The 13878-nt window shown below is 71.6% G+C and carries 10 protein-coding genes; 8 read left to right on the top strand and 2 right to left on the bottom strand.

Features of this window, described 5'->3' with window-relative positions:
• Positions 1–46: 46 nt before the first annotated feature.
• Entirely contained in the window at positions 47–1657 is a 1611-nt protein-coding gene (locus tag ACFQVC_RS40645; protein ID WP_381841170.1) for a glycosyltransferase family 39 protein, read from the bottom strand.
• 81 nt (positions 1658–1738) lie between these two features.
• Between ACFQVC_RS40645 and ACFQVC_RS40640 the strand changes: the two genes are divergently transcribed.
• The 3 genes from ACFQVC_RS40640 (at position 1739) to galE (ending at position 5901) form a co-directional block, all read left to right on the top strand.
• The gene (locus tag ACFQVC_RS40640; RefSeq protein WP_381841167.1) at positions 1739–3118 is read left to right on the top strand and encodes a hypothetical protein; all 1380 of its coding nucleotides are present in this window, start codon (positions 1739–1741) and stop codon (positions 3116–3118) included.
• A 48-nt stretch (positions 3119–3166) separates the two neighbouring features.
• Positions 3167–4834: a glycosyltransferase family 2 protein gene (locus ACFQVC_RS40635; RefSeq protein ID WP_381841164.1), complete on the top strand. Its 1668-nt coding sequence runs from the start codon at positions 3167–3169 to the stop codon at positions 4832–4834.
• Positions 4835–4920: 86 nt separating this feature from the next.
• Positions 4921–5901, top strand: coding sequence for a UDP-glucose 4-epimerase GalE (gene galE, locus ACFQVC_RS40630; RefSeq protein ID WP_381841161.1), 981 nt, complete (start codon positions 4921–4923; stop codon positions 5899–5901).
• Between the two features lie 123 nt (positions 5902–6024).
• On the opposite strand, the gene ACFQVC_RS40625 is transcribed toward galE, so the two are convergent.
• Entirely contained in the window at positions 6025–6648 is a 624-nt protein-coding gene (locus ACFQVC_RS40625) for a TetR/AcrR family transcriptional regulator (RefSeq protein WP_381841158.1), read from the bottom strand.
• A 99-nt stretch (positions 6649–6747) separates the two neighbouring features.
• On the opposite strand from ACFQVC_RS40625, the gene ACFQVC_RS40620 reads away from it, so the two are divergent.
• The 5 genes from ACFQVC_RS40620 to ACFQVC_RS40600 all read left to right on the top strand — a co-directional run bounded on the left by ACFQVC_RS40620 (position 6748) and on the right by ACFQVC_RS40600 (position 13820).
• Complete coding sequence (locus tag ACFQVC_RS40620) at positions 6748–7668, top strand: ABC transporter permease (protein ID WP_381841155.1); 921 nt, start codon at positions 6748–6750, stop codon at positions 7666–7668.
• Between the two features lie 7 nt (positions 7669–7675).
• The gene (locus ACFQVC_RS40615) at positions 7676–8467 is read left to right on the top strand and encodes an ABC transporter ATP-binding protein (RefSeq protein WP_381841199.1); all 792 of its coding nucleotides are present in this window, start codon (positions 7676–7678) and stop codon (positions 8465–8467) included.
• A gap of 102 nt (positions 8468–8569) precedes the next feature.
• Complete coding sequence (locus ACFQVC_RS40610; protein ID WP_381841152.1) at positions 8570–9697, top strand: alpha/beta hydrolase; 1128 nt, start codon at positions 8570–8572, stop codon at positions 9695–9697.
• Positions 9698–9843: 146 nt separating this feature from the next.
• Positions 9844–12123 carry a bifunctional glycosyltransferase/CDP-glycerol:glycerophosphate glycerophosphotransferase gene (locus ACFQVC_RS40605; protein ID WP_381841149.1) on the top strand — a complete coding sequence of 760 codons (2280 nt, stop codon included), beginning with the start codon at positions 9844–9846 and terminating at the stop codon, positions 12121–12123.
• On the top strand, positions 12120–13820 hold the full coding sequence (locus ACFQVC_RS40600) for a glycosyltransferase family 2 protein (RefSeq protein WP_381841146.1): 1701 nt from the start codon (positions 12120–12122) through the stop codon (positions 13818–13820). The genes ACFQVC_RS40605 and ACFQVC_RS40600 overlap by 4 nt, the downstream gene beginning before the upstream one ends.
• Positions 13821–13878: the final 58 nt, after the last annotated feature.

Here is a 13878-nt window from a genome sequence, read left to right as displayed (position 1 = left end):
GACCCTCACTTCCGCACCTGAGGTCCTGCTTCCCCGCCTGAGACCCTCACTTCCCCGGCTGCGGCCACCCCACCGGCTGGTCCTGCGGTCGCCGGACGTAGTGCCGCAGCACCCCGCTGCGGGTGGGGAATTCGTCCCGCAGCAGGAACTCCTCGCTCACCACCGTGAACTTGGTCCGCTCCGCCGCGGTCGCCGGATTCCACGCGTCCCGCACGGCGTACGGCTCGGCCAGGAGCCACACGTGGTCGAGGCCCGCGAGCCGCCGCCGCAGCTCACCGGCGCCGACCTCCTCGCCGTACAGCGTCCCGGAGGCGGCGCCCGTCCGGGCCAGGGCCACGTCCTTCACACCGCGGAACTCCTCGGGGTAGGCGAGCGCCGTACGCCGGCCGATGGACGGCAGGAACAACACCGGGTCCCCGTGGCCGAGTTCACGGTCGACGAGCCCGGCCACCGCCGCCGGGTCGTCGGGGCGCTGTGCCGTGGTCCGGTCGGACCGGTGCAGCGGCAGCTGCCAGCAGAAGGCGACAGCGACGACGGCGGCCCCGAACAGCGCACCGACGGCACGCCGGCGGGGACGCGAGCGCATCCGGTGCACGGTCCCCGCGATCCGCTCCGCACCGGCCGCGGCGAGCAGCGGCGCCCCCGCGAGCGCGAAGAACACATAACGGTCCGCATAGAGCGGGGTGTTCTGCGAGACGGTGAACAGCACGGCCGGTGGCAGCACCGCGAGCGGCAGCGCGACCGCGTTGAGGGAGAGGCGTCCGGTGCGCTCCAAGGGCGAGTTGAGCGCGACACAGGCGAGCAACAGGGCTGCGGTGAGGACGAGTTCGGTCGGTCCGGCGAAGGCCTTGAGGAGCGCCTCGGCCCGCCCGGCGCCCGGCGTCTCCAGCCACGCCACCTGCCCGCTCTGCCCCATGGAGAGGCGGACGAGCGGGACGAGAGCCGTGAGCGCGGCGCAGACGGCGACAGCCCAGCCGCGCCAGGCGCGCCGGTCGATCCGCCGCCACGACAGGAGCAGCGTCGCCGCGTGCGCGACCACGAGCAGCACGGCGAGTTCATGCAGCAGCACGGTGCAGGTGACCGTCGCGCCGTACAGGCACCAGTCCTGCACGCGCGCGTGCCGCACGGCCCGCACCAGGAGCAGCGTCGCGCCGGTGGCTCCGGCGGCGACGAGGGCGTAGGAGCGGCCTTCCTGCGCGTAGTAGCCGGTGACGGGTGTGGCCGCGTAGAGGAGTCCCGCCCACAGGCCGACCCGTGGGCGCGCGAGCCGCACGCCGAGCGCGGCGACGAGGCCCGCGGCGGCGGTGGCGGCGAGCACCGAGGGCAGCCGGAGCGCGACTTCGCCGGGGTGCACGGAGAGCACGGCGTGCATCAGGACGTAGTAGAGACCGTGGACGGCGTCGACGCTGCCGAGCAGCCGCAGGATCTCCGGGAGCGAGCGCGTGGCCACCTGGTGGGTGACCCCTTCGTCGCGCCACATGGAGTCGCGGTCCAGGCCCCACAGACCGAGGAGCAGCATCGCGGACGCGGGAACGAGCACGGCCGTCGCGGCCGGCCTGGCGGTGAGTGCCGTCCAGGCGGCGCGGACCGGCCGGTTCGGCAGTGCCGGAGCGGCTGGTCCGGCCGCGAGGGCCGCACGAAGAGTCGTGACCTGCATGGAGTCCACTTTGTACGATTAACCCAAGAATCTTGAGTATTGACGGCATTTCAGGTGGTTTGCGGCCTAGGCTTCCCGTCGATGACGACCACGGCCCCGCATGCCACACCGCTCCCCGAGCCGCTCGGCTCCCCCGGCTCCCCCGGCCCCCACGACCTGCGCCGCCCGGACGCCGCCGCGGCCCGGCTCGCCTTCGCCGCGGCATGGCTGGCGACACGCGCCCTGACCGTGCTCCTGCTCGCCCTCGACGGGCGCTTCCCGCTCGGCGTCGGAGGCATCGCGCGCGAGGTGCACGAGCTCTACTTCCGCTGGTACGGCGTCCTGTCCCAGGGCGGCCTGCCGCTCGGCGATCCGCTGTGGCAGTACCCGCCGGCGGCGGGCCCGGTCCTCCTCTCCCCCGCACTGCTGCCGTGGCTCAGCTACTTCCAGGCCTTCGTCGCCCTCGCGCTGCTCACGGACGCGGTGATCGCCGTGGCGCTCGTCCGGGCCGGCGGCCGGGCCGGACGCAGCCTGCGCGGCGCCGCGCTCTGGGTCGGCGGCCTGCCGCTGCTTCTGCACATCCCGCTGGCCCGGTACGACCTGCACGTGACGGCACTCGCGGTGCTGTCCCTGCTGGCGCTGCCCGCACCGTCGTCCCTGCCCGCTCCCGCGCGGGCACCGTCACCCCTGCGCACCGCCGCGCGGGCGACGTCGCCCCCGCCTGCTCCCCCGCGGGCGACGTCCCGCCGCACGCGCGCGTGGCGCACGTATGCAGCGGGTGCGCTCGCCGCACTCGGCGCCCTGGTGAAGGTCTGGCCCGTGCTCACCCTGCTCGGCACGCCACGGGGGCGCACCACCCGCGAGGCCTGGACGGCGGCACTCTGCACCGCGGCCGCGCTCCTGCTCGCCCTGGCCGCCCTCTTCGCGCACCCCTTCTCCTTCCTGCGCCAGCAGGGCGGCCGCGGAGTGCAGATCGAGTCGCTCGGCGGCACGCTGCTCGCCCTGGCGCACCGCGCGGGCCTGCCGGGCGAGGTGCGCTACCAGTTCGGGGCGATGGAGTACGTCGGTCCGTACGTCGGCGTCGTGGCCCGCGCCTCCCTGCTCGCCACGGCCCTGGCCTTCGCCGCGCTCCTGGTGTGGCGGCTGCGGGCCCGGCGCTGGACCGCGGCCACGCCCTGCGACGCGGCCCTGTGCGCGGTACTGCTCTTCACCGTCACGAGCCGGGTGATCAGCCCGCAGTATCTGATCTGGCTTCTCGGACTCGCGGCAGTCTGTCTGACCTCGCGGGCAACCTCACAGGGGCCGGCGGCCCTCTTGATCGGTGTGGCGGCAGGGGTCAGCACACTCGCGTATCCCGTGCTCTACGCCGATGTCATCGCCGGCACCTGGACCGGCTGCCTCGTGCTCGTGGTCCGCAACGGCCTGCTGATCGGCGCGGTGGCGCTGTCCTGGCGGGGCCTTTGGCGCGACTCCAACCCTTGAACAACCCTTTAGTCGGACAATTGGCGCTAACGGCTAAAATTCCGATCCATGGAAAGCGTCCCGCCTCAGCAGCCCCAGGTCTGCGTCGTCGTCATCGGGTACAACGACGCCGCCCACGTGGCGGACGCGGTGCGCTCAGCACTCGCCCAGGGCCCCGCCGTCCGCGAAGTCATCGCCGTCGACGACTGCTCGTCGGACGGCAGCCCCGAGCTGCTCGGCCGCCTCGCCGCAGCCGAGCCGCGCCTGAAGACGGTCCTGCGGACCACCAACAGCGGCGGCTGCGGCAGCCCGCGCAACGACGGCGTGGACGCCTGCACCTCCGAGTACGTGATGTTCCTGGACAGCGACGACGTGCTGCCGCCGGGCGCGGTCGACGCGCTGCTCACCGCCGCCACCGACCACGGCACCGAGGTCGCGGCCGGCCTGTGCGTACGCCGTGAGCTGCCGTCCGGGCGCGAGGTGCCGTGGCAGCCGGAGCTCTTCGACTCCCCCGCGATCATCGCGCGCCCCGAGAAGCGGCCCCGGCTCGTCCACGACACGCTCTGCGTCAACAAGCTCTACCGCACCGGCTTCCTGCGCGAGCACGGCATCCGGTTCCCCGACGGCCGGTTCATCTACGAGGACTTCGTCTTCACCGCGCGCGTGCTCGCCGCCTCGCCGCGGATCGCGCTGATCTCCAACACGGTCTACATCTGGCATGTCCGCCGCTCCGCCGCCAAGCTGTCCATCTCCCTGGACCGGGCCGGCATCGAGAACTGGCAGGCCCGTATGGACGCCCATCGCCAGGTCGTCGACATCCTGCTCGACGCGGGCGAGAAGAAGCTGGCCCGCGCGGCCCGGGCCAAGTTCCTCGAGCACGGCCTGCGGATGTACACCAAGGAGCTCGACCAGCGCGGCCCCGAGTACCGGCGTGAGTGGTGGGACCGCACGCGCGCGTACCTGCAGACATTCGGGGAGGCCGACTTCGAGCTCGCCCCCGCGCCCGGCCGGGTCATCGGCCGCGTCATCCTGGCCTCGCCCGACCCCGTCGACCTGCCACGCCTGCAGCAGGTCGCGGCCCGCCCTGCCCGGCTCGCCCCGCCCTACGCGCGAGCGTCGGACGGCACCCCGATCTGGTCGGAGCAGCTGCCCCAGGTGACGTTGGAGCATCTCCTGCACCGCCCGATGCGGCTCCTGCCGATCTCGGTCGACGCGGAACTGCGGCCACGCGCGCGTGCCTCCGCCCTGCGCCTTCGCCTGCACGACCTCTACGGACGGATGACCGCCGCCGGGCCGGCCTCCGTCGACATCGAACTCCGGGACCGCGACAGCGGACGCTGCGGCATGCGGCGTACGGCGGCGTGGTCACCGGAATCCGGCTCGGACGCACGCGCCGGCTCCGGCTCCGAGCAGGCCTCCGGCTCCGCGCAGGGGGACGAGGCGCGCACCTGGACCACCGAGGTGCTGCTCGACCTCGCCGCGCTCGAGACCGGCGTATGGGACATCAAGATCCGGGTGCGCTTCGCCGACGGCACCGCGCGGGACACCACGGCGCGCGCCACCAGCGGCCCCGGACTCCTGCGCGCCGCCGCGCGCCCGCACCCCCGCAAGGGCGTCCTGCTCGTGCGGCCCTACGTCACCACCTCGGGCAATCTCGCCATGCGGCTCTCCGTGGGGGCGCGCAGCGCGGGCGGGATGCTGCGGCGCAAGGCGGTACGCCTGCTCGGCCGAGGCTGAGGAACTCGGGTCCGCCGCCGCGCGTTACCGACCCGACGCCGTCCACCACTACCCAGCACACACATCACATCGGAAACAGGGTGACCATGACCTGGCTGATCACCGGCGGAGCCGGCTACATCGGGGCGCACGTCGTCCGCTCCATGACGGAGGCCGGCGAGCAGGCGGTCGTGTACGACGACCTGTCCACCGGCATCGCCGCGCGCGTCCCCGAGGGCGTGCCGCTGGTGGAGGGCTCCACCCTCGACCGGGCGGCCCTCGACCGCGCCATCGCGGAGCACGGCGTCACCGGCGTCGTGCACCTGGCGGCGAAGAAGCAGGTCGGCGAGTCCGTCGAGCAGCCCCTGCGCTACTACCACGAGAACATGGAGGGTCTGCGCACCCTCCTCGAAGCCGTCGTCGAGGGCGGCGTGGGCAGCTTCGTCTTCTCGTCGTCGGCCGCGGTGTACGGCATGCCGGACGTGGACCTGGTCACCGAGGACACCCCGTGCGCGCCGATGAATCCCTACGGCGAGACGAAGCTGGCCGGCGAGTGGCTGGTCCGCGCCGTGGGCCACACCCACGGCCTGGCGACGGCCTCGCTGCGGTACTTCAACGTGGCGGGTGCGGCCGCCCCCGAGCTCGCCGACACCGGCGTCTTCAACATCGTGCCGATGGTCTTCGAGCGCCTCACGGCCGGCGAGCCCCCGCGTATCTTCGGCGACGACTACGCGACACCGGACGGCACCTGCGTACGTGACTACATCCACGTGTCCGACCTCGCGGACGCGCACGTGGTGGCGGCCAGGAAGCTCGCCCAGTCGCCCGGCAAGGACCTGACGCTCAACATCGGCCGCGGCGAAGGCGTTTCGGTCCGCGAGATGATCGACCTGATCAACGAGATCACGGGTTACGGAATCGCCCCGCAGGTCGACCCGCGCCGTCCCGGCGACCCGGCCCGGGTCGTGGCCGCGGCGGACCGGATCTCCGCCGAGCTCGGCTGGAAGGCCCGGCACGACGTACGCGACATGGTCACATCGGCCTGGGCGGGCTGGGTGCGCCTGCACCCGGAGGCGGCCCGGTCCTAGCCGTCCCGGACCACCACACCTCACCTCGCGACGGGGGTGCCCCATTCCGTGGGCGCCCCCGTTTCGCATGCCCGGCGGCCACCGCCGAGCCGCTTACAGCCCCCTACGACCCCCTACACGCCCCTACAACCCCCGGAGCCCCGCCGCCGTGGCCCCCGCCAGCGCCCCCAGATAGCCCTTCGGCAAAGAGGTCCGCACCACCACGGACCGCCAGTACAGCGGCCCCGAGATCAGATCGAGGGCGAGTCCCTCGTCGATGCCCTCGCGCAGTTCGCCCCGCGCCACGGCCGCCTGCACGATGCCGCTCGCCACTCCGTGCTGGCCCTCGCGCAAAGCTTTCTGCAGCGCCTCGGCGATCTCCGGGTTCCGGGCCGCCTCCGCCTGCAGATCCGGGATGATCTGGCCCGCCACGGGGTGGCGCAGGGCGCGCGACGTCACCTCGTAGAGCAGCCGCAGATCGCCTTCGAGTGAGCCGGTGTCCGGGGCCGGCAGCCCCTGCACCGCGACCGCGGAGACCAGGTCGAGCACCAGGTGCAGCTTGGACTTCCAGCGGCGGTAGACCGCCGTCTTCCCCACGCCCGCGCGGCGGGCGACGCCCTCGATGGACATCCGCGCATAGCCGACGGCAGCCAGCTCCTCGAAGACCGCGGCGCGAATGGCCTCGGTCACATCCTCGCGCAGCACGGCCGCCCCGGCGGGGGCTCTTCGACGGGGGCGTTCGGGGCTCGCAGTCATACGGCCAAGCATAGGGCGTGACGACGAAACGGTTGCGTCCCGACGTGAACTCGGCCTACTCTCGACGTGACGACGATACGGGCCCGTCCCGACGTAAGGAGCCGGTCAGCAGTGAGTCAGGTCCTCGACGCCCCGCCGCGGCCGGCCGCGGCACAGCAACCAGCCCCGACCCCGGCCGAGCTCGCCGCCCGCCACGGGCTCTCCGTGAGCAACGCCCGCCCGTCCCTGCCGGTGTACATCCGGCAGTTGTGGGCCCGCCGGCACTTCATCTCCGCGTTCGCCACCGCCAAGCTCACCTCGCAGTACAGCCAGGCGAAGCTCGGCCAGATCTGGCAGGTGATGACGCCCCTGCTCAACGCGGCCGTCTACTACCTCATCTTCGGCCTGCTCATGGGCACCAGCCGGGGCGTGCCGGACTACATCCCGTTCCTGGTCACGGGTGTCTTCGTGTTCACGTTCACGCAGAGCTCGGTGCTCGTCGGCACCCGGGCGATCTCCGGGAACCTGGGCCTGGTGCGGGCCCTGCACTTCCCGCGGGCCGCGCTGCCGGTCGCGTTCTGTCTGCAGCAGCTGCAGCAGCTGCTGTTCTCGATGACCGCGCTCGTGGTGATCCTGTTCGCCTTCGGCATCCCGCTCTCGGCGTCCTGGCTGCTCGTCCTGCCCGTGCTCGCCCTGCAGTTCGTCTTCAACACCGGCCTCGCCATGATCATGGCGCGGATCGGCAGCAAGGTCCCCGACATCGCCCAGCTGATGCCGTTCGTCCTGCGCACCTGGATGTACACGTCGGGGGTGATGTTCAGCCTCGACCAGATGCTGAAGGGGCACGATGTTCCCCACCTCGTCCGCGCAGCCCTGGAGTGCAATCCGGCCGCCGTCTATCTCGACCTGATGCGCTTCGCCCTGATCGACAGCTTCCACGCGAACCACCTGCCGCCGCACGTCTGGGCCTGGGCCCTCGGCTGGGCCCTGCTCGCCGGCGTCGGCGGGTTCATCTACTTCTGGAAGGCAGAGGAGACCTACGGCCGTGGCTGACACCCTGATCAAACCCCAGCGGCAGGCGACACCCGCCGAGTCCCGCACCCCCACCGTCATCGCCGACGGCGTGCACATCGTCTACCGCGTCACCGGCGCGAGCAGCGGCAAGGGCAGCGCCACCGCCGCGCTCAGCCGCATCATGCGCCGCGGCGAGAACCCCGGCGTCCGCGAGGTGCACGCCGTCAAGGGCGTCTCCTTCACCGCGTACAAAGGCGAGGCCATCGGCCTGATCGGCACCAACGGGTCGGGGAAGTCCACGCTGCTGCGCGCGGTCGCCGGGCTGCTGCCCTGCGAGCAGGGCCGGATCTACACCGACGGACAGCCCTCCCTGATGGGCGTGAACGCCGCCCTGATGGACGACCTCACCGGCGAGCGCAACGTGACGCTCGGCTGTCTCGCGATGGGCATGTCGCGCGAGCAGACCAGGGAGCGCTTCGACGACATCGTGGACTTCTCGGGGATCAACGAGAAGGGCGACTTCGTCACGCTGCCGATGCGCACCTACTCCTCCGGTATGCGCGCCCGCCTCCGCTTCTCCATCGGCGCCGCCAAGGACCATGACGTCCTCCTGATCGACGAGGCGCTCGCCACCGGCGACCGCGCCTTCCAGAAGCGCTCGGAGGACCGGATCCGGGCCCTGCGCGCGCAGGCGGGCACGGTCTTCCTGGTCAGTCACAACAACAAGTCGATCCGTGACACCTGCGACCGGGTCCTGTGGCTGGAGCGCGGCGAACTGCGGATGGACGGGCCGACGGAGCAGGTCCTGGAGGCGTACGAGAAGTTCACCGGCAAATAGCCGGTAAAGGGTGCTCGCCTCGAACAACCTGTTTATGCCACTTAGCCTCTAGTTGTCGGGGCCCATCAGGGTCCGCCGTCCCGCCGCAACTAGGAACTTCGCATGGGCCTGACCAGCAAGAAGCTTCTCCTGCTCGCCGTCGTCGCGGCGATCGTGCTCTTCGTGCTGACCATGTGGCTGTGGCCGCGGTTCGCCCGGCAGAGCGTCCGGGCCTGGCTCGGGCGCCTGCTGCTCCTTGTCCTCACCCAGTTCGCCGTACTGTCCGTGGTGCTGCTCTACGCGAACGACAAGTTCGAGTTCTACGCCTCCTGGGACGACCTGTTCGGCACCGAGAAGGGCGAGGGCGTCGTGCAGGAACTCGGCCCCGGCGGGCAGCCCGTGCAGCGCACCGGGAGCGAGCCGCTCAAGGCCCCCGGCGGCCAGGCGGCGGCCAGCGCCGGGCGCCTGGAATCCGTCCGGATCACCGGCGCCACAACCAAGATCGCGGCGAACGCCAAGGTCTTCCTGCCGCCCCAGTACTTCCAGAAGGAGTACGCCAAGCGGGACTTCCCGGTGGTCCTGGCCCTGACCGGCTACCCGGGCACGGTCGACGGGATGATCAACACCCTGGGCTTCGCGGAGAGCGCGCGGGAGAAGGCCCGGCAGAAGAAGATGCCGCCCACGATCATGGTCTTCATCCGTTCGGCGGCCACCCCGCCCCGTGACACCGAGTGCGTGAACGTGCCGGGCGGCCCGCAGGTCGAGTCGTTCTTCGCCAAGGACCTGCCGAAGGCGATCTCCTCCGAGTACCGGGTCCGCACCGGCGCCGCCCACTGGGCCGTCACGGGCTACTCGACCGGCGGCTACTGCGCCCTGATGCTCCCCATGAAGCACCCCGACGCGTTCACCGCGGGCGCCGCACTCTCGCCGTACTTCAAGCCCAAGACCGACGACACCACCGGCGACCTCTTCCACGGCGACAAGAAGCTCGAGCAGTCCTACGACCTCATGTGGCGGCTCGACCATGAGCCGCAGCCCCCGGTGTCGCTGCTCGTGACCAGCAGCAAGAAGGGCGAGTACGACTACGGCAACACCGTGAAGTTCCTGTCGAAGACCAAGGAGCCGATGCGGATGGCCCGGATGTTCCTCGACGAGGGCGGCCACAACTTCAACACCTGGCAGCGCGAGGTGCCGGGCGTCGTGCAGTGGCTCGGCGACAAGCTCAAGCCCGGCTGGGCCGAGAAAGCCTGAACCCGAACTCCGCCCCCACCCGAACCGGGCCCCGCCCCACCCGAACCGGGCTCCGCCCCCCATATGCCCCATCCGGCGGAAAGAAAAGTAAAGCGACCTTATACACTCGAAGGCCGGAATTCCCTAAATAAGGAACCTTCTGCCCCATGCCCAAACTCAGCGTGATCGTGACCGGCGGCGACATCCAGGGGCACCTGCGTGCGTGCCTGGAGAGCGTGGCCGGCCAGCCGTACGACGACCTGGAGGTGGTCGTCGCCACGGCCGACCCGGCCTGCCTCGAACTCGCCGAGGAGTGGGCCGCCCGCGATCGCCGCTTCATACCCCTGCCGCTGCCCGCCGACGCCACGCCCGGGTCCGCCCGGCGCGCCGCCGCCGACGCCGCCAGCGGCGACTATCTGCACTTCCTCTCGGGCAAGGACACCCTGCCCGCGGACGCCGCCCCGTCGATCGCCCAGCGCCTCGACGACCTGGCCGCCGTCCCCGGTGCCCTCGCCCCCGACGTGCTCGTCTTCGACCACGTCCGCTCCTACTGGTGGGACCCGGCCCGCCCCAGCGGCGAATCCAGGATCCTGGCCCAGCCCGGACGCACCCCCTTCGCCCTCGCCGACTTCCCGGCCCTGCTCGATCTCGCGCCGCTGCTCGGCAACCGCGTCCTGCGCGCCGAATTCTTCGCGGCCCACGCCGAGCTGCTCACCGCGGGCACCGACGCCGACCGCCCCGGCGAGGCCGGCAGCGCGGGACAGCTCTACACCGCGTACGCCGCGCTCGTCCTGGCCGACCGCATCGCCTGCCTGGACAAAGTGGCCCTCAACGACCGCCGGCTGCGCCGGGCCAGCCTGCCGCCGACCACCGCCGAACAGCACTTCGCGCTCTTCGAGGAGTACGCGAGGCTGCAGGAGCTCGCCGACGCGCGAGAGCTGCCCGCCTCGGTGCGCGGCGCCCTCTACGAGCGTATGACCGGCGACTATCTGCGGATCATCGCCCGTCCCGGCGCCCTGCCCGCCGCGCTCGCGCCCGAGTACTTCCACCGCGCGTCCGAGCACGCCAACCGCTTCCGGCCCGAGGGCTACGCCAAGCCGGACGGCCTCGACGGGCTGCGCCACACCCTCCTGGAGCGCGACCGCTTCACCGGTTACAAGGCGCTGCAGGCCGCCAACGCCAGGCGGCGCGGCCTGACCTCCACGCTCGCCGCCAAGAAGCGCAAGGTCGGCGCCAAGGTCCGCGACCACCGCTACCGCAAGGCGCTCGCGCAGCCCATCGACGAGAACCTCGCGGTCTTCACCGCGTACTGGGACCGCGGAGTAGCCTGCAATCCGGCCGCCATCGCCGCGAAGCTCGCCGAGCTCGCCCCGCAGATCCACCAGGTGTGGGTGGTGTCGAAGGCCAATGAGCCGCTGCTGCCGCCCGGCACCGACCACATCGTGCCCGGCACCCGCCGCTACTGGGATGTGCTCGCCCGCGCCAAGTACCTGGTCAACAATGTCAACTTCCCCAACTCCGTGATCAAGCGGCCGGGTTCGGTGCATCTGCAGACCCACCACGGCACCCCCCTCAAGCGCATGGGCCTCGACCAGCGCGAGTACCCGGCCGCCGCGAAGGGCCTCAACTTCCGCAACCTCCTGGCCCGCGTGGACAAGTGGGACTACAGCGTCTCCGCGAACAGCCACTCCACGCGCATGTGGGAGCGCGCCTACCCCTCGCACTACACCGAGCTCGACACCGGCTACCCGCGCAACGACATCTTCTACCGGGCCACCGCCGACGATGTCCGCGCCGCCCGCGAGCGCCTCGGTATCGCCCCCGGCAAGACCGCGATCCTGTACGCCCCCACGCACCGCGACTACGAAGCCGGCTGGACCCCGCGCCTCGATCTGGCCCGGCTCAGCGAGGACCTCGGCGAGGACACCGTGCTCCTGGTGCGCGGCCACTACTTCTACGGCGGCTCCGCCTCCCCGCTCGCCCAGCTGCGCAAGAGCGGCCGAGTCATCGACGTATCGACGTACGACCCGGTCGAGGAACTCTGTCTCGCCGCGGACGCGCTGGTGACGGACTACTCGTCGATCATGTTCGACTACGCCAATCTGGACCGCCCCATCGTGGTCTACGCCGACGACTGGGAGATGTACGCCAAGACCCGTGGCGTCTACTTCGACCTGATGGCCGAGCCGCCCGGCCATGTCGCCCGCGACCAGGGGCAGTTGACCGATCTGTTCACCTCCGGCGGCTGGCGCGACGAGTCCGCCGCCAAGCTGCGCGCCGCCTTCCGCAGGCGTTTTTGCGAGTACGACGACGGGCACGCCGCCGAGCGTGTCGTACGCCGTGTCTTCCTCGGGGAGTCCGAGGAGGCAGTCGCCCGCGCTCTCCCGATCGCCCCGGTCGAGGACCGGACGCCCGCACCCACCCCGGAAGAGGCCGCCACCCGATGAGTACGCGCACGAGCACGCCCACCAGCACGCGCAGCCCGATATCGCCCGATGTCACGGTCACGGTGATCGTCTTCAATGACGCCGAGCGCCTGCCGCGCGCGGTCGCGTCCCTGCTCGCGCAGACGCACCGCAATATCGAGATCATCATCAGCGACGACCACTCCACCGACCACACCCCCGAGGTGGCACGGGAGCTCGCGGCCCGGCACGAGCAGGTGCGCTATCTGCGCCTTCCGCAGAACAGCGGCGGCTGCAGCGCCCCGCGCAACCGGGCCATGGAGATCGCCCGCGCCCCGTATCTGATGTTCCTCGACAGCGACGACGAACTCCCCCCGCAGGCCTGTGAGTTGCTGCTCGCCGCGCACAAGGAGCGCGAGGTCGACTTCACCATGGGCCAGGTCGAGCGGGTCCGGGTCGACACCGGCAAGCGCTCCACCTGGATGCCGGACCTGGTCGCCACCCACCGTACGGTCGAGGGCATCGAGGCCGAACCGGGGCTGCTCTTCGAGCATCTGTCGACGAGCAAGATGTACAAGAAGGAGTTCCTCGACCGGCACTCCCTGCGCTTCCCCGAGGGCATCCACTACGAGGACCAGCTCTTCTCGGCCCAGGCGTACTGTCTGGCGCGGGCCTTCACGATCATCCCGAAGCCGGTCTACCGCTGGTACATCGAGCCGTTCGCGGCCGCGGGCGCGGCCTCGATCTCGAACCAGCGCCACAAGATCAGCAATGTCCGCGACCGGATCTACGTACAGACCCTGATCGACTCCTTCCTGAAGGAGAGCGGGCACACCGCGATCCAGGAGGACAAGGACTACAAGTTCCTCAAGCATGACTTCCGGATGTACGCGGGCGACCTGCCGTTCCGCGACGAGGAGTGGCTGCGGGAGTTCGCCGACGCGGTGAACCCGTATCTCGCTCAGCTCTCCCCCGGCGCCTACGCCCGGCTGCCGCGCGCCGAACACGTCGTCATCCGTCTCCTTCGCGACGGCCGCCTCGCGGACGCCCAGCTCGCCGCGCGCGGCATGGGGCACGGGGTGGCCCCGCGCGAGACGGCCACCGACCCGGCGACCGGCCGTGTCTACTGGGGCGACCATGTCCCCGGCTCGGACGACTCACGGCGTGAACTCGACCTGACCGACGAGGCGCTGGACTCCAGGCCGTTCGCGAGCGCGCAGTTCCGGCACGAGATCACCGAGGTCACCAAGGGGACGGGCGCCACGGTCGAGCTGCGGGTGCGGACCTATGACCCGGGGCTGCAGCTCGCGGTCGGCCCGCACACCGCCGCCGTGCACATCTCCCCCGCGGGCCGCCGCCTCACCACGAAGTTCCGGCTCGACCCGGTGCGGCCCGGTGTCTTCGAGGGCACCGTCCGCCTCGACCTGGCCGCGGCACCCCTGCCGGTGCACGGCTTCGCGGGCGTACGCCACCCCGTTCTGGAGCTGGAGGAGAACCGCCGCCGCAACACCGGTCTCCTCCTCGCCCCTCTGGACTTCCCCACCCTGACGGCGGTCGTCCGCTACCGCGGCGTGGCCGCCCACCGGGTGACGGTGGAGCCCGAGGGCCACAACTCCGGTCGTTTCCAGGTGCGTTGGGAGCCGGAAGGCGCCCTGGTCAAGGCCGTCCGGCCGCTCGCTCAGCGCGTGGGCAACCGCGCGGGCGGGCTGCGGCAGGTGGCCAGGATGTTCGCGGCCTGAGGTCTGGGGGCTGACGGGGCCCGTTCGCTGAACGGCACCCCGCAGAGCCCCGCGGTCG

The organism is Streptomyces monticola (assembly GCF_042665355.1).
Lineage (GTDB): Bacteria > Actinomycetota > Actinomycetes > Streptomycetales > Streptomycetaceae > Streptomyces > Streptomyces monticola.
Note: the sequence above shows the minus strand (reverse complement) of the source record. Positions and strands in the feature narration are given on the sequence as shown.

Excerpts from the sequence above, each read along its gene's own strand:
- ACFQVC_RS40645 (WP_381841170.1), bottom strand. The coding sequence starts at position 1,657 with ATGCAGGTCACGACTCTTCGTGCGGCCCTCGCGGCCGGACCAGCCGCT.
- ACFQVC_RS40625 (WP_381841158.1), bottom strand. The coding sequence starts at position 6,648 with ATGCTTGGCCGTATGACTGCGAGCCCCGAACGCCCCCGTCGAAGAGCC.
- ACFQVC_RS40640 (WP_381841167.1), top strand. The coding sequence starts at position 1,739 with ATGACGACCACGGCCCCGCATGCCACACCGCTCCCCGAGCCGCTCGGC.
- ACFQVC_RS40610 (WP_381841152.1), top strand. The coding sequence starts at position 8,570 with ATGGGCCTGACCAGCAAGAAGCTTCTCCTGCTCGCCGTCGTCGCGGCG.
- ACFQVC_RS40635 (WP_381841164.1), top strand. The coding sequence starts at position 3,167 with ATGGAAAGCGTCCCGCCTCAGCAGCCCCAGGTCTGCGTCGTCGTCATC.
- ACFQVC_RS40600 (WP_381841146.1), top strand. The coding sequence starts at position 12,120 with ATGAGTACGCGCACGAGCACGCCCACCAGCACGCGCAGCCCGATATCG.
- ACFQVC_RS40605 (WP_381841149.1), top strand. The coding sequence starts at position 9,844 with ATGCCCAAACTCAGCGTGATCGTGACCGGCGGCGACATCCAGGGGCAC.
- galE (WP_381841161.1), top strand. The coding sequence starts at position 4,921 with ATGACCTGGCTGATCACCGGCGGAGCCGGCTACATCGGGGCGCACGTC.